An 18,416-nucleotide genomic window follows, 5' to 3' on the forward strand; every position below is an offset into this window, starting at 1 on the left:
GTTATCCGGTTGTGGCATTACGGCACTCAGCAGCCTGCGGCGATGTAATCACCGTTCGGGCTGACGGGGATCACCGTCATGAACAGGACGGCGGCGAACAGCAGCAGCGCCAGCCCGCCTGCGATTCGCAGCAGAGCGGCGATCCGCTGCGCCTGGCCCGCCGTGGTTTGCGCGCCGAAGAGCCGTGTGGTGGTGCGGCGGGCATACTGTACGCCGAGCGACAGCGCCATAATGGAGAGCGCCGTGCCGATCGCCATCGACATCACCGCGGCCACTCCCCAGCTCGCCATGCCCAGCGCATTGGCAAACAGCATAATCATGATCGCGCCGCTACAGGGCCGCGCGCCGATGGCGGCGATAACGCCAAGCCGGGCGCGCCAGTCGCTCTCATGGGTTTCCCTGCCGACGCCGTGATGGCCGCAGCCGCAGTTTTCCGGGTGTGGTGGCGCGGGTGTTAACGTATGAATTTTCAGGCGCGGCGCGCGCAGGCTTTTTGCGGCGCGCAGAATAAGAAACAGTCCAAACGCGCCGATAAGCAGCGCGCTCGCCTTTTCAAGATACCAGCGGCTCTGGCTGAGATCGCCGGAGGCCAGGTTAAAGCCCACCGCCAGGATAAAGACAAACGCAATGGCGCTGACGCCCTGCATCAGGCTGCCCGCGAGCGGCACCAGTCTTGCCGCGAAGAGGCTTTCGCGGTTGGTGGCGATATACGCGCTGACGATAAATTTGCCGTGACCCGGCCCGATGGCGTGCAGCACGCCGTAAATAAACGCGCCGCTGATAAGCCAGACGCCGCCGGTATACTGGTGGTTATTGAGCTGTAAAAGATAGAGCACCAGATAACGGTGCAGCGCGATTTGGAGGTTAAACACCCCTTGTACGAAGGCGCTCCAGTGGCTGTAGAGGAAAAACGCCACGCCCAGCGCGCAGAGCGTTAACAGCAGCGCGCCAGGGCGTTGCCAGCGGCGGTTCAGGATGGCAGTCGACATGCAGTTATCCTGTGAATGAGCATCCAGCAAGTATAACGATGAAAGCATCTGAGAGCAGCGGGAAAGGAGAGGGTGGCGTGAGGAGTGCGAATCATCGAACGCCGTTCGATGGAGAGTCCGACTCGCCAAAAGTAAAAACCCGCCTTGTGGGCGGGTTCTTTAAATTAGTGGTGCCCGGACCGGACAAAAACGCCGGGAGCGTTTTTGCACAGCGCACCGCGCTGCCCACAGGGCGAGTCGCAGGGATGCGACGAGTGAATCGAACGCCGTTCGATGGAGAGTCCGGCTCGCCAAACGCAAAAACCCGCCTTGTGGGCGGGTTCTTTAAATAAGTGGTGCCCGGACCGGACAAAAACGCCGGGAGCGTTTTTGCACAGCGCACCGCGCTGCCCACAGGGCAAGTCGCAGGGATGCGACGAGTGAATCGAACGCAGTTCGATGAAGAGTCCGGCTCGCCAAAAGCAAAAAACCAGCCCGTAGGCTGGTTTCTTTAAATAAGTGGTGCCCGGACTCGGAATCGAACCAAGGACACGGGGATTTTCAATCCCCTGCTCTACCGACTGAGCTATCCGGGCAACGGGGCGCATTAAACCGTAAAGGCCCGAAGGCGTCAACGGCTTTGTCATAAAAAATCGGTCAATCTGTGCTGACTGGCTGATTTTCAGTCAAAAATGCGCCCGTTAAGGGGTTGTCAGGTCAGCGCGCCGCCCTGGCGACACTGGGCGAAACGCAGGATATCTTCGGCGAGACGGCGCGCGGTATCCACGTCCGCCTGGCTGCGTTTTACCAGCAGACGGCTCAGGCAGCCTTCCAGCACCAGCTCCATCTGCTCGGCGACCATCGCTGGATCGTCCACCTCAAGCTGCGTCAGCAGTTCGTGCGTATAGTGGTACGCCGCGCGTTTTTGCTGATCCGCTAACTGATGAATAGGGTGCGACGCTTCCGGATAAAACGAGCAGGCGGCGATAAACAGACAGCCGGGATAGCGATCCTGACTGACGCAATCCGTCAGCGCCTGATAGCGCGCCATCAGTTTTTGCTCCGCGCTCAGCTCCTCGTTGTAAATCAACTGGCGACGCCAGGTATCCACACGCTGGCTTAAATAGCGCAGCGCGTCATACAACAGCGCTTCGCGATCCGGCCAGTAGCGATGGATCTCTTCCGTCGGACACTGTACCGCGGCAGCCACCATTTCCGGCGTGGTATTAGCAATCCCTTCCTGTTCAAGGACATGCAGGGCCTGCTCAAGCACTTCTTCACGTTGCACGGTCTACTCCTCTCCGTTTAGCCCAACGGTTTCTCCCACCCAAGTGTTGTTTACCGCAGGCGATTGTGCAAATGCGTTGCAAACGCGGGGGCGTCCATAAAACCGGTGACGCGGCCGTTCGGGATCTCGTTGCCCTGCGCATCAAAGAAAATAATTGTGGGCAATCCGAGCACGTTAAGGCGTTTCAGCAAAGCCACATCGGCTGCGCTATTGGCGGTAACGTCTGCCTGCAACAGCACGGTGCCGTCGAGCGCGCGCTGCACGTCTGGCGCGCTGAACGTGTATTTCTCAAACTCTTTACAGGCGACGCACCAGTCGGCATAGAGATCGAGCATCACCGGCTTGCCTTTGGCCTGCGCCAGCGCGCGATCGAGATCGTCCACCGTGGCGATACGGGTGAAAGCCAGATGCGCCTGGGATTCTGTCGCCGGTGCGCCGAAAGCCCAGTCCTGCAACGGGCGGGCGCAAATTAACGCGGCGCCCAGCAAAACGATCTGTACCGCGCGCATCCAGGGTCTGCTGGCGTTCAGGCTTACGATAAACGCCCAGCCGAAGAACGCGATGCCAAGCGCGCTCCAGAGCCGCAATCCCCACGGTTCGCCCACTATTCGCTCCAGCAGAAACACCGGCAACGCCAGGATAACAAAGCCGAACGCGGTTTTGACCTGCTCCATCCACGGGCCGCTTTTGGGCAACAGCCGGTTGCCGAAAACGGTGACCAGGATTAACGGCAGGCCCATGCCCAGCGCGTAGAGATACAGCGTGCCGCCGCCAAGCCACAGATTACCGCTCTGGGCGATATAGAGCAGAATGGCGCTGAGCGGCGCGGTGGTGCAGGGCGAGCAGATAAGCCCGGCAATCGCGCCCATCGCAAAAACGCCGCCCGGCGAACCGCCGCGCTGGCGGTTGCTCATCAGCGTAAGGCGCGTTTGCAGCGATGCGGGCAGTTGCAGCGTAAAGAGCCCGAACATCGAGAGCGCCAGAAGAATAAAGACCACGGAGAGCGCCACCAGCACCCACGGGCTTTGCAGCGCCGCCTGGAATTGCAGGCCCGCGGCGGCGACAATCAGCCCCAGCGCGGTGTAAGTGAGCGCCATGCCCTGTACGTAGACAAATGCCAGCAGCAGCGCGCGCCGGGTGGAAAGGCGTTTTTCGCCGCCCAGTACGATGCCGGAGATAAGCGGGTACATCGGCAGCACGCAGGGCGTGAAAGCGACGCCGATGCCGATGAGCAGCGCCCAGAGCGCCGAGAACGGTAGCGTGGCTGTCGGCGCATCGCCGCTGACGCTGGTCTGCTCGCCGGTTACGGGCGAAGGCTGAGCGGCTGCGGGTTTCACGCTATTTTTCTGTTCGACCACGCTCAGCGGCACCGTACGGGTTTCCGGCGGATAGCAGAAACCGGCGGCGGCGCAGCCCTGGTACGTCACCGTTAGCGTCGCGCCGGGTAAGGCCTGTTCCACCGTAACCGGCACGCTGAGCGCGTCGCGGTAGATTTCGCTTTTGCCGAAAAACTCATCTTCATGCGGCTCCCCGGTGGGGAGCGCAGGCGGCGACACGCTCGCGTTGGCGGGCGTCACGTGAATTTGCTGGCGATAAAGATAGTAGCCGGGCTTAATCTGCCAGTTCAGCGTCAGCTGGTTTTGCTGCTGTTGAAAATCAAAAGCGAAGGCCTGGTCTGCCGGCACGAACTGCGAGGCGTTCTGCTGGCCGAACAGCGAGCCAGAAGCATGGGCGCTGCAAAACAGCAGGATCAGCGTAAGGATGCGTTGAGCCATGAGAGGTAGTCTTTATCTCCATGAATGACAGGGATCACCAGCAGTTCGGGCGTCTGATAAGGGTGATGCGTTTTAAGACACGTCAGCAGCGCCTGCTGGCGCGTGGTATCGCTTTTTAACACCATCTGCACTTCGTACTCTTGCTCCAGTTTCCCTTCCCAGTAATAGAGCGACGTGGCGCCCGGCAGCAGCGTCACGCAGGCGGCGAGGTTTTCCGCCAGCGCTTTGGCCGCCAGATCCTGCGCGGTAGCTTCGTCCGGCGCGGTGCAGAGCACAACGACCGCGTCCGGCGCGGCGTGAGTAACGGTGTTTTCATCCAGCATAAAGCCCTCCTGCCTGAAAAATGTGAACGGCTACTATACAACGGCAGAGAAGCGCGCGTTAGCGATGCGCGCAGGCGTGGGATACCGCGAAGTAAAAAGGGGCGCCGCAGCGCCCCGGAAGGATCACAGCATCACGCTGCCCAGCAGGAAACCAAAGCAGACGGAGAGCACGACGCCGAGCGTGCCCGGAATAAAGAACGGATGGTTAAAGACGAAGCGGCCAATGCGCGTGGTGCCGGTATCGTCCATCTGCACGGCGGCGACCAGCGTCGGGTAGGTCGGCAGAATAAACAGGCCGGAAACGGCGGCAAAAGAGGCGACTGCCGTCAGCGGGGAGACGTTCAGCGCCAGCGCCATCGGCATCAGCGCTTTTGCGGTCGCCGCCTGGGAGTAAAGCAGCGCGGAGGCGATAAAGAAAATCAGCGCCAGCAGCCACGGATGGCCCTGAATCACGCTGCCCGCCGTCGCTTTGATCCAGTCGATATTGGCGGAAACGAAGGTGTCGCCAAGCCATGCCACGCCGAGGATACAGATACAGGCGCTCATCCCGGCTTTAAAGGTGCTGGAGTTCAGGATGGTGTCGGTTTCCACGCGGCAGATAAGCGTAATGAGCGTCGCGACGCTCAGCATGATGATAAGGATCGCACTGGTGGTGTTCATCAGCGGTTTCGCCACCAGGCCCAGGCTCGGGCTGTTGATAATCGCATACGCCACGACGCAGATAACACCCAGCAGGAACAGCCACACGGAGGTTTTGGCGCGCGGTTTGATGTCGATTTGCTTATCGCCGCGCAGTTCGATTAACCCTTCCTCCAGACGTTTGAGATAAACCGGATCGTCGGAAAGCTTCGAGTTAAACAGTACGGAAACCAGAAATGACATCACCAGTACGGCCGCGAGCGTGGACGGCATCACCACCATCAGCAGATGAATGTAGCTGACGCCGTGGCCTTCCATCACCGAGGACATATACACCACGGCCGCGGAGATAGGCGACGCGGTAATGGCTATCTGCGCGGCGACCACCGCGGTAGAGAGCGGACGGCAGGGCTTCACGCCCTGTTCCTTTGCCACTTCGGCGATAACTGGCAGCGTGGCGAGCGAGATATTCCCGGTACCGGCGAAAATCGTCAGAAAGTAGGTGACGATCGGCGCCAGTATCGTGATGTATTTAGGGTTTTTGCGCAGCAGCTTTTCCGTCTGATTGACCAGGAAATCGAGCCCGCCCGCGACCTGCATGGCGGAGATGGCGGCGATCACCGCCATGATGATGGAGATAACGTCAAAAGGAATATTACCGGGTTTCACCCCAATCGCGGCGAGGACCAGTACTCCCAGCCCGCCAGCGTACCCGATGCCGATGCCCCCAAGCCTGGCGCCAAGAAAAATGGCCAGTAAAACGATGATAAGTTCGACAACTATCATGATGGCTTCCTTGATGGTTAATTATTGGATAATTAAAAGTTATAATTTGGTATCCATTAAACGAAAAAGGCACGTCCGAAGACGTGCCTTTTTAGTGTACCGCGAAAGGGGATTACTGTTCGCTTTCATCGGTATAGCGTTTTGCTTTGTAAGCCGGATGCATCAGGTTCTGGACGGAGAAGATATCGTCCAGCTCTGCTTCGGTCAGCAGACCGCGCTCCAGCACGACTTCACGCACGCTCTTGCCGGTTTCGGCGCAAATCTTCCCGACGATATCGCCATTGTGGTGGCCGATAAACGGGTTGAGATAGGTGACGATACCGATAGAGTTGTAGACGTAGCCTTCGCACACTTCTTTATTGGCGGTAATGCCGTTGACGCATTTTTCCAGCAGGTTGTAGCAGGCGTTGGTCAGAATATGAATCGACTCAAACATCGCCTGGCCGATCACCGGCTCCATCACGTTCAGCTGCAGCTGACCGGCTTCAGAGGCCATGGTCACGGTGGTGTCGTTGCCGATGACTTTAAAGCAGACCTGATTCACGACTTCCGGCACGACCGGGTTCACTTTGGCAGGCATGATGGAGGAACCCGCCTGCAGCTCCGGCAGGTTGATTTCATTTAAGCCCGCGCGCGGACCCGACGAGAGCAGACGCAGGTCGTTACAGATCTTGGAGAGTTTCACGGCCAGACGTTTGAGCGAGCTGTGCACCATGACGTAAGCGCCGCAGTCGGAGGTCGCTTCGATCAGGTCTTCCGCCGGAACGACCGGCAGGTTGCTGACTTCCGCAAGTTTCTGCACCGCCAGCTGCTGGTAGCCGTCAGGCGTATTAAGACGGGTGCCGATAGCGGTCGCGCCAAGGTTCACTTCCAGCAGCAGTTCCGCAGTACGCAGCAGGTTTTTGGTCTCTTCGTTCAGCAGCACGTTGAATGCGTGGAACTCCTGGCCGAGGGTCATCGGCACGGCGTCCTGAAGCTGGGTACGGCCCATTTTCAGGATGTTTTCAAATTCTACCGCCTTGCGCTGGAAGCCTTCGCCCAGCTCTTTGATGGCGTCGATCAGTTTCACGATAGAGGCGTAAACCGCGATGCGGAAACCGGTCGGGTAGGCGTCGTTCGTGGACTGGCATTTGTTCACATGATCGTTGGGATTGAGGAACTGGTATTCCCCTTTCTGATGCCCCATCAGCTCAAGGCCAATGTTCGCCAGCACTTCGTTGGTGTTCATGTTAACGGAAGTGCCCGCGCCGCCCTGGTAGACATCTACCGGGAACTGATCCATGCATTTTCCGTTATTCAGCACTTCATCGCAGGCGGCGATAATCGTGTCGGCGACTTTGCGCGGAATGGTCTGCAACTCTTTGTTGGCCAGCGCCGCCGCCTTTTTCACCATCACCATGCCGCGAACAAATTCAGGGATATCGCTGATTTTGCTGTTGCTGATGTAAAAGTTTTCAATCGCTCGCAGAGTATGAACACCGTAATAGGCATCCGCTGGAACTTCCCTTGTACCCAACAAATCTTCTTCGATACGAATGTTGTTTAACATGTGAACCTTCTTACTTAAGCTGACTAAGAATGCACCAAACGCACAGGATATATGTGGTTATGGAAGTAAAATGACCGACATTTATGTCCTTAATCGGTCTGGTGCCCACGATCATATGCTGATGATAGCGAAAAGCAGTAACCTGGATCACTTATTCCCGGCCGCGCCTGACGACAATTATTAAACTGTGAAATGGGTCACCGCTTAAAAATTTCCAGAAAAAATGTCCGTGCAAAGTGATTGAACTTTGACTAAGGCGCCTCCATCTCAGTGTATATGCGTTTGCACATCTATTTCTAAGGCGCCTGAAGGCGCCTGCTTTTTACAGGAGAACCCGGTGCGCTGGATACCCTTTATCGCCTTCTTTCTTTACATCTACATTGAAATTTCCATCTTTATTCAGGTGGCGCATGTTTTCGGCGTTTTTCTGACCTTACTGCTGGTGATTTTCACCTCGGTCATTGGGATGTCGCTGGTACGCAACCAGGGCTTTAAAAACCTGATGCTGATGCAGCAGAAAATGGAAGCGGGCGAGAGCCCGGCGGCGGAGATGCTGAAGAGCGTGTCGCTGATCATTGCCGGTCTGTTGTTGCTGCTGCCGGGCTTCTTTACCGATTTCTTAGGCCTGCTGCTGTTGCTGCCGCCGGTACAAAAACTCATTACCCTGCGCCTGATGCCGCATTTGCGCTTTGGCCGGATGCCGGGCGGCGGTTTTGGCGCCTCGTCGCAGGGCGGAAATACCTTTGACGGCGAGTACCAGCGCAAAGACGACGGCCCTAAGCGCCTCGAAGACCAGGATCGCGATTCGCGATAAAAAAACCAAAAATTTTTTCTTTTCCCCCCTTGAAGGGGGAAAACCCCAACCCCATCTCTCTGGGCACCAGCCGGAAACCTTCATGGACCGGCTCAATCCCTAACTGATACGGACTTTCTCAAAGGAGAGCTATCAATGAATATTCGTCCATTGCATGATCGCGTGATCGTCAAGCGTAAAGAAATTGAATCTAAATCTGCTGGCGGCATCGTTCTGACCGGCTCCGCTGCGGGTAAATCCACGCGTGGCGAAGTGCTGGCTGTTGGCAATGGCCGCATCCTTGAAAATGGCGAAGTGAAGCCGCTGGATGTGAAAGTAGGCGACATCGTCATTTTTAACGATGGCTATGGTGTGAAAACCGAGAAGCTGGACGATCAGGAAGTGCTGATCATGTCTGAGAGCGACATTCTGGCAATTGTTGAAGCGTAATCTCACGCGCGAACAAAACTGAACGTACGAATTCAAGGGAAATAACGATATGGCAGCTAAAGACGTAAAATTCGGTAACGACGCTCGTGTGAAAATGCTCCGCGGCGTAAACGTACTGGCAGACGCAGTGAAAGTCACCCTGGGCCCGAAAGGCCGTAACGTGGTGCTGGATAAATCTTTCGGTGCGCCGACCATCACCAAAGACGGCGTGTCCGTAGCACGTGAAATCGAGCTGGAAGACAAGTTCGAAAACATGGGCGCCCAGATGGTGAAAGAAGTGGCCTCCAAAGCGAACGACGCGGCAGGCGACGGCACCACCACCGCAACCGTACTGGCGCAGGCTATCATCACCGAAGGCCTGAAAGCTGTTGCGGCAGGCATGAACCCGATGGACCTGAAACGCGGTATCGATAAAGCGGTTATCGCCGCAGTTGAAGAGCTGAAAGCGCTCTCCGTACCGTGCTCTGACTCCAAAGCTATCGCTCAGGTGGGCACCATCTCCGCTAACTCCGACGAAACCGTAGGCAAACTGATTGCCGAAGCGATGGAGAAAGTGGGTAAAGAAGGCGTTATCACCGTTGAAGAAGGCACCGGTCTGCAGGACGAGCTGGATGTGGTTGAAGGTATGCAGTTCGACCGCGGTTACCTCTCTCCGTACTTCATCAACAAGCCGGAAACGGGCGCTGTTGAACTGGAAAGCCCGTTCATCCTGCTGGCTGACAAAAAAATCTCCAACATTCGCGAAATGCTGCCGGTTCTCGAAGCCGTTGCGAAAGCAGGCAAACCGCTGCTGATCATCGCTGAAGATGTTGAAGGCGAAGCGCTGGCGACCCTGGTCGTTAACACCATGCGCGGCATCGTGAAAGTCGCTGCGGTGAAAGCACCGGGCTTCGGCGACCGTCGTAAAGCTATGCTGCAGGATATCGCGATCCTGACCGGCGGTACCGTTATCTCTGAAGAGATCGGTATGGAGCTGGAAAAAGCGACCCTGGAAGATCTGGGTCAGGCTAAACGCGTTGTTATCAACAAAGATGCGACCACCATCATTGATGGCGTGGGCGAAGAGTCCGCTATTCAGGGCCGTGTTGGTCAGATCCGTCAGCAGATCGAAGAAGCGACCTCTGACTACGACCGCGAAAAACTGCAGGAGCGCGTAGCTAAACTGGCTGGCGGCGTTGCGGTTATCAAAGTTGGCGCAGCCACCGAAGTGGAAATGAAAGAGAAGAAAGCACGCGTTGAAGACGCCCTGCACGCGACCCGTGCTGCGGTGGAAGAAGGCGTGGTTGCTGGCGGTGGTGTTGCGCTGATCCGCGCAGCAAGCAAACTGAGCGACCTGCGTGGCGCGAACGAAGATCAGAACGTCGGTATCAAAGTTGCACTGCGTGCAATGGAAGCGCCGCTGCGTCAGATCGTGCTGAACTGCGGCGAAGAGCCGTCAGTAGTTGCGAACACCGTTAAATCGGGCGACGGTAACTACGGTTACAACGCGGCGACCGAAGAATACGGCAACATGATCGACATGGGTATCCTGGATCCGACCAAAGTAACCCGTTCTGCGCTGCAGTACGCATCTTCTGTGGCTGGCCTGATGATCACCACCGAGTGCATGGTTACCGATCTGCCGAAAGAAGATAAAGCCGACTTAGGCGCTGCAGGTATGGGCGGCATGGGCGGCATGGGCGGTATGATGTAATTTAATCTTCATACTTCAAGCCGCAGGGGCCCTGCTGCATGCATTCACCCCAGTCATTTACTGATGTAAGCGACCGGGATTCATGAACTTGCCGTCTGCCTGCAACTTGAATTATTCGATTAAAAACAGAAAACCCCGGTCAGAAATGGCCGGGGTTTTTCTTTTGGTCTTCTTTTAGTATAAGGTCTTAGCGGGCATACGCAGCCCAGGCTATCACCAGCTATTCATAATGGGGAACAACATGCGCTTGAAAGTCACTACAGGAATGGTTGTCGCAGCGCTGCTGCTGGCAGGATGCAGCAACGGTAACTCACTCTCGACCGCGGGTCAGAGCGTGCGTTTTGTTGAAGAGCAGCCAGGTAAAGAGTGCCGCTTACTGGGCACCGCGACCGGCGAGCAGAGCAACTGGCTTTCCGGACAGCACGGCGAAGAGGGCGGCTCTATGCGCGGCGCGGCAAATGATTTGCGTAACCAGGCCGCAGCCATGGGCGGCAACGTGCTTTATGGCGTAAGCAGCCCGACCCAGAACCTGCTTTCAAGCTTTGTCCCGACGTCCAGCAAAATGGTCGGCCAGGTGTATAAGTGCCCGAACTGAGGGTGACTTTTACGCGTTAACGGGTATTTCAGGATAAAAAAGGCGGGTGCGCTTCGCTTACCCGCCCTACAGATATTATCGCTGTCGCTTTTTCTTTGTAGGGTGGGTAAGCGTCAGCGCACCCGCCAGCCGTCATCGAAGGTAAAAACATCAACGTTGCCGCAACTGCAAATCCAGCGGTGTTTTGCTCGGCTCGCCGCCGATTTCACGCGCGAGCTTCGGCACCAGATAACCCGATACCTGCGACAACAGCTCGCGCATAATTGCCCGGGCTTCGTCGTCGCTCACCATAAAATGCGCTGCGCCTTGCACTTTATCCAGCACATGCAGGTAATAAGGCATCACGCCTGCATCAAATAACGCATTACTCAGCGCCGCCAGCGTCGCGGCGTTATCGTTTACGCCTTTCAGCAGCACGCTCTGGTTGAGCAGCGTAACGCCTGCCGCGCGCAGTTTCGTCATTCCCGCGCGAAACGCGTCGTCAATTTCCTGCGCATGGTTGATATGGTTCACTAGGAGCACCTGTAACCGCGTCTCGCCGAGCAGCCGGACCAGCGCATCGGTAATACGCGCCGGGATCACGATCGGCAGACGGCTGTGGATACGCAGGCGCTTAATGTGAGGGATCGACTCAATATTCGCCACCAGCCATTCCAGCTCGTGATCTTTCGCCATCAGCGGGTCGCCGCCGGAGAAAATAATTTCATCCAGCTCCGGGTGCGTGGCAATGTAATCCAGCGCGGCCTGCCAGTTGCGCTTATTCCCCTGGTTATCCGCATACGGAAAATGACGGCGGAAGCAGTAGCGGCAGTTCACCGCGCAGCCGCCTTTCACCAGCAGCAGCGCGCGGTTGTGGTATTTATGCAAAAGGCCAGGCACCACACTGTTTTGCTCTTCAAGCGGATCGGTGGTAAAACCGGGCGCCGCGACAAACTCCTCGCGCGAGGTCAATACCTGGCGCAGCAGCGGATCCTGCGGGTTGCCTTTTTCCATCCGCGCGGCGAATGCCCGCGGTACGCGCAGCGCAAATAACCGGCGCGCGTCGCGGCCTGCCAGCAATTCTTCACTGGCGTCTATATTGAGAAGGTGCAGGAGCTCGTCGGGATCGGTGATAACATCGGCAAGTTGCGATAACCAATCTTCTCGGGATGGGGTTTTTAGGGTTACAATATGCGCCATTTTGTGGCTTAGCTACCAGTTAACAATTTCAGAGGGCCTTATGGCGACTTATTCTAGCAACGATTTTCGTGCCGGTCTTAAAATCATGATGGACGGCGAACCGTACGCCGTTGAATCCAGCGAATTCGTTAAGCCGGGTAAAGGTCAGGCGTTTGCGCGCGTTAAGCTGCGCCGTCTGCTGACCGGTTCCCGCGTTGAGAAAACCTTTAAATCCACCGACTCCGCCGAAGGCGCTGACGTTGTGGATATGAACCTGACTTACCTCTACAACGACGGTGAGTTCTGGCACTTCATGAACAACGAAACCTTCGAACAGCTGGCCGCGGACGCGAAAGCGGTTGGCGACAACGCTAAATGGCTGCTGGACCAGGCTGAGTGCATCGTGACCCTGTGGAACGGCCAGCCGATCTCCGTGACTCCGCCGAACTTCGTAGAGCTGGAAATCGTTGATACCGATCCGGGCCTGAAAGGCGATACCGCGGGCACCGGCGGCAAACCGGCGACCCTGTCTACCGGCGCTGTGGTAAAAGTACCGCTGTTCGTACAGATCGGCGAAGTCATCAAAGTGGATACCCGCTCTGGTGAATACGTTTCCCGCGTAAAATAATTTCGACTGTTATCTGCGGCGTGGTGTCGCCACGCCGCATATTTGCAGAGACCGCCCCATGAAAACCCCGCTGTTACGTTCCCTTTTAATTCTGCTGCTTTGTTCGCTTACGAGCGCCTGTAATACGGCCCGCGGCTTTGGCGAAGATATTCAGCATCTCGGCGGCGCGATTGAGCGCGCGGCAAAATAGTTCTTCTGTTCCTAAAAATCGTTTCCTTCCGCCAGCGTGTCAGTTTTTGTCTATGCTTAAATAGCTATACACAAATAACTTAGGCAATAAAAGGAAGAGATTATGGTTAAGAAAACAATTGCGGCGCTCTTTTCAGCACTGGTCCTTTCTTCACTGTTGACGGCCTGTAACACCACTCGTGGCGTGGGCGAAGACATTCAGGACGGCGGCAACGCGATTTCTGGCGCCGCAACGCGCGCATCGCAGTAATCTTTGCGACGACGGTACGGCTCCTTCAGGCGTCGTACCGTTATCGCGCGCACATCTCCGGCAGCGGCACGAACAGCGAAAAGCGGTTATCGGCGCCCAGTTTCATACGAATATTGCGTTTATAAGTGTAAACCGTTTTTACGGCGATCCCCATTTTGCGCGCAATCTCCTCATTACTCATTCCTACGCTCCACCACTCCAGAATGCGCTCTTCACGCAGCGTCAGCAGCGGCGTCACCGTTTTAGGCTCACCGAATGGCGGGCGGGACATCAGCGCTTTGCCAATCATCTGGCCCAGCTCACGCAGCGGAATATTTTTATTCACAATGCGCCAGGTAATTTGTTGCGAGCAATAATCATCCAGCACGTCTGAGTGGCCGCTTTGCAGCAGAATAAGACGCGTGGTGTTGCCGCAAGCGGCAAAAATCGAGGAGAACTGATTTACGTGGTGAACATCTCCCATAAATCCGTGAAGATCGGCAATCACCATATTGGGCTGCCACTGAATAAGAAGTTCGCGCGCGCGCAGCAAATGATCGGTTGCCGTCACATGGAACGGCGCAGCGAAATCTTCAGCGTGATTGAGCCAGCTTTCGAGCCCGGTACGGCTGAAATGACAGCGGTCAACCAGTAAAATTTTATACATGCTCGGATTCATTATGGAGAGAAGAAGGCCCTGCTGAAGCCAGCAGGAAAGTGTTTCATCATAGGGAGATTTATTGCTAACTGAACCCGTGATGTACGCGCACAATCGCGGCTATTTCCTGGCTTAACTCACGAGAATCCGTTGGTTTAGACAAAACACGGTTGCAAAACGCGCAGAGAGAAGGGATGATCGCGCTGTTTAATCACCTGGCCTTGCGGGACGACCTGCAAGCGCGTCATGTTGAACGGGGACGGCCCCAAAAACCTGGAGCTGAATATGTCCTGGTTCGTTCTGTTTATCGCCGGTCTTCTGGAAGTGGTCTGGGCCGTCGGCCTGAAATACACCCACGGGTTTACACGTGTTGTGCCAAGCCTCATCACCGTTTCGGCGATGATCGTCAGCATTGTGCTGCTCTCATGGGCGATGAAAAGCCTGCCAACCGGCACGGCCTACGCCGTCTGGACGGGGATCGGGGCGGTGGGCGCTGCCATCACCGGCATTCTGCTATTAGGTGAATCGGCAAGCCCCGCGAGGCTGATAAGCCTGGGGCTTATCGTCGCGGGGATAATTGGCCTGAAGCTCAGCACCCACTAGCGGGCGCGCTGGTTTACCCAAATCAGTTTTTCCACCGGGAAGCCCTGACGGGTGGCGGAATCCAGCAGATCCTCTTTCACTTGCTTACTGATCGTCGGCGTGCGGGAGAGGATCCACAGATAGCTGCGATCCGGCCCGCAGATCAGCGCGTGCTGGTAATCTTTATCCAGCGCAATAATGTTATACCCGCCGTAGAACGGGCCGAAGAACGAAACCTTCAGCGCGGCGCGACGGGTATTGCCGGTGAAGTACGCTTTACCTTCGCTCTGCTGCCATTTATTGCGATCCGGGTTAAAGCCGCGATTGATGACGTTCAGGCCGCCGTCGCCACGCAGGCTGTAAGTCGCGGTGACCTGCTCCAGGCCGCGCTCAAAGCGGTGGTCAAAGCGCGCGATTTCATACCACGTACCGAGATAGCGGTTAACGTTAAAATCTTCCACGACCCTCACACCGCTCGGCGGAGTAGGGGTGCTGCAGGCGACCAGCAGTGCCGCGGTCGCGACGGTAGCTACAACAGGGAGTAGTCGAATACGCATGGCGGGATCCTTCTGTTTTACAGCTAAGTGTAGATGCCCGTTGCGCTTTTGTAATAGCAGGGAAAAGAAATAGTGAGACGGGAAAGCGCCGCTCCCGAAGAAGCGGCGAGAAATGTCAGAGCGTTATCACGCCAATCAGCGTCACGACCGTCAGGATAGCCGCCAGGCCGTAGAAAACCCATTTCCCGGCCGGGACATGGATTTTCAGGTCGTGCATGCCGTGGTGAATACGGTGCAATCCGCACCACAGCGGCAGCACAATCATCAGGAACAGAAACAGCCGGCCCACCCAGCTCTGGGCGAAAGCCAGCACACGTTCATAGCTGAACGCGCCTTCCGGCCCCATGCCGAGCGGCAGCAGAATCCCCACCAGCAGGATGATTACCGGCGCGACAATCGCGCACCACATGCCGCCTGCGCCAAACAGGCCCCAGAATACCGGTTCGTCGGAACGTTTCGGGTGTTGATTAATCACGATATCCTCCTTACCAGGCCAGGGCGATAAACAGCACGACAATCGTGACGATAGCCGTCACGCCCCACAGCCCGCGGATCACCGGCTCTGGCCCCATTTTTTCGTCTTTCACCACGACGATGGCGGCTTTCGGCGCCAGTTCAAACCAGGTTTTGGTATGCAGCAGCGCCGCCAGCAACGTGATGATGTTCAGTAACACCACGACAGGGTTTTGCAGGAAACCGACAAAACCGGCCCAGCTCTCCGGGCCATGCTTGAGCGCGAACAGGCCGTAAATCAGCACCATGCTGAACCAGACGGCGGGCACCGAGGTGCCTTCGCGCAGCATGTAAAAGCGGTAGAAGGGCAGCTGTTTCCACCAGCCTGATTCCATCGTCCGTACATAAGGCTTACGTTTCGAGGTCATTATTCACTCCTTGCGCCGGGTTTCAGCATGGCGATTAAGAAATCCTTCGAGCTCTCCACTTTGCTCTGCTGGATAGCCGCGGCCGGGTCGACATGTTTCGGGCAGACTTCCGAGCAGAAGCCGACGAACGTACAGGTCCAGACGCCGTTCTGGCTGTTGAGCTGCGGCATGCGCGCTTTCTGGCCCTTATCGCGATTGTCGAGGTTATAGCGGTGCGCGAGCGTAATCGCCGCCGGGCCGATAAACTCCGGGTTCAGGCCGAACTGCGGGCAGGCGGCATAGCACAGGCCGCAGTTGATGCAGCCGGAGAACTGATGGTATTTCGCCATCTGCGCCGGCGTCTGGGTGTTCGGCCCCTGGTCCGGCGTGCGCGGGTTGCCGATGATATAGGGTTTAATGGCCTCAAGGCTCTCGATAAAGTGGGTCATATCGACCACTAAATCACGCTCGATCGGGAAATTCGCCAGCGCCTCGACTTTCATGCCGGCGGTGTAGTCGCGCAGGAAGGTTTTGCAGGCGAGTTTCGGCACGCGGTTGACCATCATCCCGCAGGAGCCGCAGATAGCCATGCGGCATGACCAGCGATAGCTTAAATCCGGCGCCAGGTTGTCTTTGATATAGCCGAGCGCGTCCAGCAGCGACGTCTGTTCATCCCAGGGCACGTCGTAAAACGCGCTGTGCGGCGCGTTATCGGTTTCCGGGTTATAACGCACCACTTCAATGCGTAGCGTGTTCATCTCAGCCATTCGCCGTCTCCTTTTTATCGGCCGCTTCCGATTCCGCGCCATACACGCGTTTCGCCGGAGGCAGGGTGGTAATCTTCACGTCGCTGTAATCGAGGCGAGTCGTACCGTCAGCGTCGCGGAAGGCGAGGGTATGACGCAAAAAGTTAACGTCGTCGCGCTCGGTGCAGCCGTCATCAAGGCGCTGATGCGCGCCGCGCGACTCTTTACGCGCCATCGCGGAGTGCGCCATACATTCAGCGACATTCAGGCCGTGACCAAGCTCAATGGTGTAGAGCAAATCGGTATTGAAGACGCTGGAGGTATCGCTGATGCGCACGCGCTTAAAGCGCTCCTGCAGCTCCGCCAGCTTATCGATGGTTTTCTGCATCAGCTCCGGCGTGCGGTAAATGCCGCAGCCTTCTTCCATCGACAGGCCCATTTCGTCGCGGATTTTCGCCCAGCTTTCATTGCCTTCCTGGTGAACCAGCGTATGCAGGCGCGCTTCGACATCCGCGGCCTGCGCGTTCAGCGCGTCGTCGCGGGCGGATGTCGTTTCCATTGCGCGATCCATCGCCTGCGTACCCGCCAGTTGACCAAACACTACCAGCTCCGCCAGCGAGTTCGAGCCGAGGCGGTTAGCGCCATGCAGCCCCACGGATGAGCATTCACCGACGGCAAACAGCCCTTTGATGCGGGTTTCGCACTGCTGATTGGTTTCGATGCCACCCATGGTGTAATGCGCCGTCGGGCGTACCGGGATCGGCTCTTTTACCGGGTCGACGCCCACGTAGGCTTTCGCCAGCTCGCAAATGAACGGCAACCGTTCCAGCAGTTTTTTCTCGCCGAGGTGGCGCAGATCGAGATACACCACATCGCCGCGTGGCGTGGAGATGGTGTTGCCTTTGCGCCACTCGTGCCAGAAGGCCTGCGACACTTTATCGCGCGGCCCAAGCTCCATATATTTGTTCTTCGGCTCGCCGAGCGGCGTTTCCGGCCCCATGCCGTAATCCTGCAGGTAGCGGTAGCCGTTTTTATTCACCAGGATGCCGCCTTCGCCGCGACAGCCTTCCGTCATCAGGATGCCGGAGCCCGGCAGGCCGGTCGGGTGGTACTGCACGAATTCCATATCGCGCAGCGGCACGCCGTGCGCCAGCGCCATGCCCATACCGTCGCCGGTGACGATGCCGCCGTTGGTGTTGTAGCGATAGACGCGCCCCGCGCCGCCGGTCGCCATCACCACCGCGTTCGCGCGGATCTGCACGAGCGTGCCTTCCATCATGTTCATCGCCACCAGGCCGCGGGCCTGGCCGTCGTCCACCAGAATATCGAGAACAAAATGTTCGTCGAAGCGCTGGATTTGCGGGAATTGCAGGGAGGTCTGGAACAGGGTGTGGAGCATATGGAAGCCGGTTTTATCGGCGGCAAACCAGGTGCGCTCGATTTTCATGCCGCCAAAGCGTCTGACGTTAACCGAGCCGTCCGGGCGGCGGCTCCACGGGCAACCCCACTGCTCAAGCTGAGTCATTTCGCGCGGGCAGTGCTTAACGAAATAGTCCACCACGTCTTGCTCGCACAGCCAGTCGCCGCCGGCGACGGTGTCGTGGAAGTGATACTCAAAACTGTCATGATCCTGCGCGACGGCCGCCGAACCGCCTTCAGCGGCGACGGTATGGCTGCGCATGGGATAGACTTTTGAAATCAGTGCGATTTTAGCGTTGGGATTACGCTCGGCCGCCGCAATGGCTGCCCGCAGTCCCGCGCCGCCGGCACCGATAATGGCGAGATCGGCTTGAAAAGTATGCACGACATTCCTCCGGGTTTTAGTTATTCCCACCGCGCGGTAACAAAGGTGAAAACTCGGGGCTGCGCGGGGGTAAAGCGTTCCCCTGCTCCTTTTTGGGTAGCTGAGTATAACCTTAGCCCCAAAGGGGAAATTTGATGTGTTCGATT

The 18,416-nt window shown here is 57.1% G+C and carries 21 protein-coding genes and 1 tRNA gene; 8 read left to right on the top strand and 14 right to left on the bottom strand.

Features of this window, described 5'->3' with window-relative positions; genetic code table 11:
- Window positions 1–26: 26 nt before the first annotated feature.
- From AACV31_RS06220 to aspA, 7 genes are all read right to left on the bottom strand, one after another.
- Window positions 27–989: a nickel/cobalt transporter gene (locus tag AACV31_RS06220; protein ID WP_165156573.1), complete on the bottom strand. Its 963-nt coding sequence runs from the start codon at window positions 987–989 to the stop codon at window positions 27–29.
- Window positions 990–1,488: 499 nt separating this feature from the next.
- Window positions 1,489–1,564: transfer RNA gene (locus AACV31_RS06225), tRNA-Phe, on the bottom strand.
- Between the two features lie 116 nt (window positions 1,565–1,680).
- Entirely contained in the window at window positions 1,681–2,256 is a 576-nt protein-coding gene (locus AACV31_RS06230) for a transcriptional regulator (protein ID WP_165156575.1), read from the bottom strand.
- A gap of 50 nt (window positions 2,257–2,306) precedes the next feature.
- Window positions 2,307–4,031, bottom strand: coding sequence for a protein-disulfide reductase DsbD (locus AACV31_RS06235; protein ID WP_165156577.1), 1,725 nt, complete (start codon window positions 4,029–4,031; stop codon window positions 2,307–2,309).
- Window positions 4,007–4,354, bottom strand: a complete 348-nt coding sequence (gene cutA, locus AACV31_RS06240; protein ID WP_007764525.1) for a divalent cation tolerance protein CutA — start codon at window positions 4,352–4,354, stop codon at window positions 4,007–4,009. The genes AACV31_RS06235 and cutA overlap by 25 nt, the downstream gene beginning before the upstream one ends.
- A gap of 123 nt (window positions 4,355–4,477) precedes the next feature.
- Window positions 4,478–5,779, bottom strand: coding sequence for an anaerobic C4-dicarboxylate transporter (locus AACV31_RS06245; protein WP_075198911.1), 1,302 nt, complete (start codon window positions 5,777–5,779; stop codon window positions 4,478–4,480).
- Between the two features lie 112 nt (window positions 5,780–5,891).
- The gene (gene aspA / locus AACV31_RS06250; protein ID WP_075198910.1) at window positions 5,892–7,328 is read right to left on the bottom strand and encodes an aspartate ammonia-lyase; all 1,437 of its coding nucleotides are present in this window, start codon (window positions 7,326–7,328) and stop codon (window positions 5,892–5,894) included.
- A 337-nt stretch (window positions 7,329–7,665) separates the two neighbouring features.
- On the opposite strand from aspA, the gene AACV31_RS06255 reads away from it, so the two are divergent.
- The 4 genes from AACV31_RS06255 to AACV31_RS06270 all read left to right on the top strand — a co-directional run bounded on the left by AACV31_RS06255 (window position 7,666) and on the right by AACV31_RS06270 (window position 10,859).
- Window positions 7,666–8,142: an FxsA family protein gene (locus AACV31_RS06255; RefSeq protein WP_075198909.1), complete on the top strand. Its 477-nt coding sequence runs from the start codon at window positions 7,666–7,668 to the stop codon at window positions 8,140–8,142.
- Between the two features lie 135 nt (window positions 8,143–8,277).
- Complete coding sequence (locus AACV31_RS06260) at window positions 8,278–8,571, top strand: co-chaperone GroES (protein ID WP_004387018.1); 294 nt, start codon at window positions 8,278–8,280, stop codon at window positions 8,569–8,571.
- Window positions 8,572–8,620: 49 nt separating this feature from the next.
- On the top strand, window positions 8,621–10,264 hold the full coding sequence (gene groL / locus AACV31_RS06265) for a chaperonin GroEL (RefSeq protein WP_007764515.1): 1,644 nt from the start codon (window positions 8,621–8,623) through the stop codon (window positions 10,262–10,264).
- A gap of 241 nt (window positions 10,265–10,505) precedes the next feature.
- Window positions 10,506–10,859 (top strand): DUF4156 domain-containing protein, encoded by a 354-nt coding sequence (locus AACV31_RS06270; RefSeq protein WP_007702174.1) that lies wholly within the window; start codon window positions 10,506–10,508, stop codon window positions 10,857–10,859.
- 150 nt (window positions 10,860–11,009) lie between these two features.
- On the opposite strand, the gene epmB is transcribed toward AACV31_RS06270, so the two are convergent.
- Window positions 11,010–12,038, bottom strand: coding sequence for an EF-P beta-lysylation protein EpmB (epmB, locus tag AACV31_RS06275; RefSeq protein ID WP_165156579.1), 1,029 nt, complete (start codon window positions 12,036–12,038; stop codon window positions 11,010–11,012).
- A gap of 40 nt (window positions 12,039–12,078) precedes the next feature.
- Between epmB and efp the strand changes: the two genes are divergently transcribed.
- From efp to ecnB, 3 genes are all read left to right on the top strand, one after another.
- Window positions 12,079–12,645, top strand: a complete 567-nt coding sequence (gene efp, locus AACV31_RS06280) for an elongation factor P (protein ID WP_004386068.1) — start codon at window positions 12,079–12,081, stop codon at window positions 12,643–12,645.
- A 58-nt stretch (window positions 12,646–12,703) separates the two neighbouring features.
- On the top strand, window positions 12,704–12,835 hold the full coding sequence (locus AACV31_RS06285; RefSeq protein WP_007764507.1) for an entericidin A/B family lipoprotein: 132 nt from the start codon (window positions 12,704–12,706) through the stop codon (window positions 12,833–12,835).
- Between the two features lie 102 nt (window positions 12,836–12,937).
- A complete protein-coding gene (ecnB, locus tag AACV31_RS06290; RefSeq protein WP_007678873.1) occupies window positions 12,938–13,084 on the top strand; it encodes a lipoprotein toxin entericidin B in 147 nt (48 codons plus the stop codon).
- Window positions 13,085–13,124: 40 nt separating this feature from the next.
- Here the strand turns inward: ecnB and AACV31_RS06295 are convergent, their stop codons facing one another.
- Window positions 13,125–13,730 carry a response regulator transcription factor gene (locus AACV31_RS06295; protein ID WP_007764504.1) on the bottom strand — a complete coding sequence of 202 codons (606 nt, stop codon included), beginning with the start codon at window positions 13,728–13,730 and terminating at the stop codon, window positions 13,125–13,127.
- Between the two features lie 276 nt (window positions 13,731–14,006).
- Here AACV31_RS06295 and sugE point away from each other — a divergent pair, with 276 nt between their 5' ends.
- Complete coding sequence (gene sugE, locus AACV31_RS06300) at window positions 14,007–14,324, top strand: quaternary ammonium compound efflux SMR transporter SugE (protein WP_007702160.1); 318 nt, start codon at window positions 14,007–14,009, stop codon at window positions 14,322–14,324.
- Here sugE and AACV31_RS06305 read toward each other — a convergent pair.
- The 5 genes from AACV31_RS06305 to frdA all read right to left on the bottom strand — a co-directional run bounded on the left by AACV31_RS06305 (window position 14,321) and on the right by frdA (window position 18,270).
- Entirely contained in the window at window positions 14,321–14,854 is a 534-nt protein-coding gene (locus tag AACV31_RS06305; protein ID WP_032805693.1) for a lipocalin family protein, read from the bottom strand. The genes sugE and AACV31_RS06305 overlap by 4 nt on opposite strands.
- A 121-nt stretch (window positions 14,855–14,975) precedes the next feature.
- Complete coding sequence (gene frdD / locus AACV31_RS06310; RefSeq protein ID WP_075198906.1) at window positions 14,976–15,335, bottom strand: fumarate reductase subunit FrdD; 360 nt, start codon at window positions 15,333–15,335, stop codon at window positions 14,976–14,978.
- A 10-nt stretch (window positions 15,336–15,345) separates the two neighbouring features.
- Window positions 15,346–15,741: a fumarate reductase subunit FrdC gene (frdC, locus tag AACV31_RS06315; protein ID WP_161589528.1), complete on the bottom strand. Its 396-nt coding sequence runs from the start codon at window positions 15,739–15,741 to the stop codon at window positions 15,346–15,348.
- Entirely contained in the window at window positions 15,741–16,487 is a 747-nt protein-coding gene (locus tag AACV31_RS06320) for a succinate dehydrogenase/fumarate reductase iron-sulfur subunit (protein ID WP_165156581.1), read from the bottom strand. Before AACV31_RS06320 ends, frdC begins: the two co-directional genes overlap by 1 nt.
- Window positions 16,480–18,270: a fumarate reductase (quinol) flavoprotein subunit gene (gene frdA / locus AACV31_RS06325; protein ID WP_105538261.1), complete on the bottom strand. Its 1,791-nt coding sequence runs from the start codon at window positions 18,268–18,270 to the stop codon at window positions 16,480–16,482. Before frdA ends, AACV31_RS06320 begins: the two co-directional genes overlap by 8 nt.
- Window positions 18,271–18,416 lie beyond the last annotated feature (146 nt).

Origin of the sequence: Cronobacter sp. EKM101R (genome assembly GCF_963888145.1) — a bacterium.
In the GTDB taxonomy this organism is placed as follows: Bacteria; Pseudomonadota; Gammaproteobacteria; order Enterobacterales; family Enterobacteriaceae; genus Cronobacter; species Cronobacter turicensis.

Coding starts and splice junctions, on each gene's coding strand:
- AACV31_RS06220 (WP_165156573.1), bottom strand. CDS start 989: ATGTCGACTGCCATCCTGAACCGCCGCTGGCAACGCCCTGGCGCGCTG.
- AACV31_RS06235 (WP_165156577.1), bottom strand. CDS start 4,031: ATGGCTCAACGCATCCTTACGCTGATCCTGCTGTTTTGCAGCGCCCAT.
- cutA (WP_007764525.1), bottom strand. CDS start 4,354: ATGCTGGATGAAAACACCGTTACTCACGCCGCGCCGGACGCGGTCGTT.
- AACV31_RS06245 (WP_075198911.1), bottom strand. CDS start 5,779: ATGATAGTTGTCGAACTTATCATCGTTTTACTGGCCATTTTTCTTGGC.
- aspA (WP_075198910.1), bottom strand. CDS start 7,328: ATGTTAAACAACATTCGTATCGAAGAAGATTTGTTGGGTACAAGGGAA.
- AACV31_RS06260 (WP_004387018.1), top strand. CDS start 8,278: ATGAATATTCGTCCATTGCATGATCGCGTGATCGTCAAGCGTAAAGAA.
- groL (WP_007764515.1), top strand. CDS start 8,621: ATGGCAGCTAAAGACGTAAAATTCGGTAACGACGCTCGTGTGAAAATG.
- AACV31_RS06270 (WP_007702174.1), top strand. CDS start 10,506: ATGCGCTTGAAAGTCACTACAGGAATGGTTGTCGCAGCGCTGCTGCTG.
- epmB (WP_165156579.1), bottom strand. CDS start 12,038: ATGGCGCATATTGTAACCCTAAAAACCCCATCCCGAGAAGATTGGTTA.
- efp (WP_004386068.1), top strand. CDS start 12,079: ATGGCGACTTATTCTAGCAACGATTTTCGTGCCGGTCTTAAAATCATG.
- AACV31_RS06285 (WP_007764507.1), top strand. CDS start 12,704: ATGAAAACCCCGCTGTTACGTTCCCTTTTAATTCTGCTGCTTTGTTCG.
- ecnB (WP_007678873.1), top strand. CDS start 12,938: ATGGTTAAGAAAACAATTGCGGCGCTCTTTTCAGCACTGGTCCTTTCT.
- AACV31_RS06295 (WP_007764504.1), bottom strand. CDS start 13,730: ATGTATAAAATTTTACTGGTTGACCGCTGTCATTTCAGCCGTACCGGG.
- sugE (WP_007702160.1), top strand. CDS start 14,007: ATGTCCTGGTTCGTTCTGTTTATCGCCGGTCTTCTGGAAGTGGTCTGG.
- frdC (WP_161589528.1), bottom strand. CDS start 15,741: ATGACCTCGAAACGTAAGCCTTATGTACGGACGATGGAATCAGGCTGG.
- AACV31_RS06320 (WP_165156581.1), bottom strand. CDS start 16,487: ATGGCTGAGATGAACACGCTACGCATTGAAGTGGTGCGTTATAACCCG.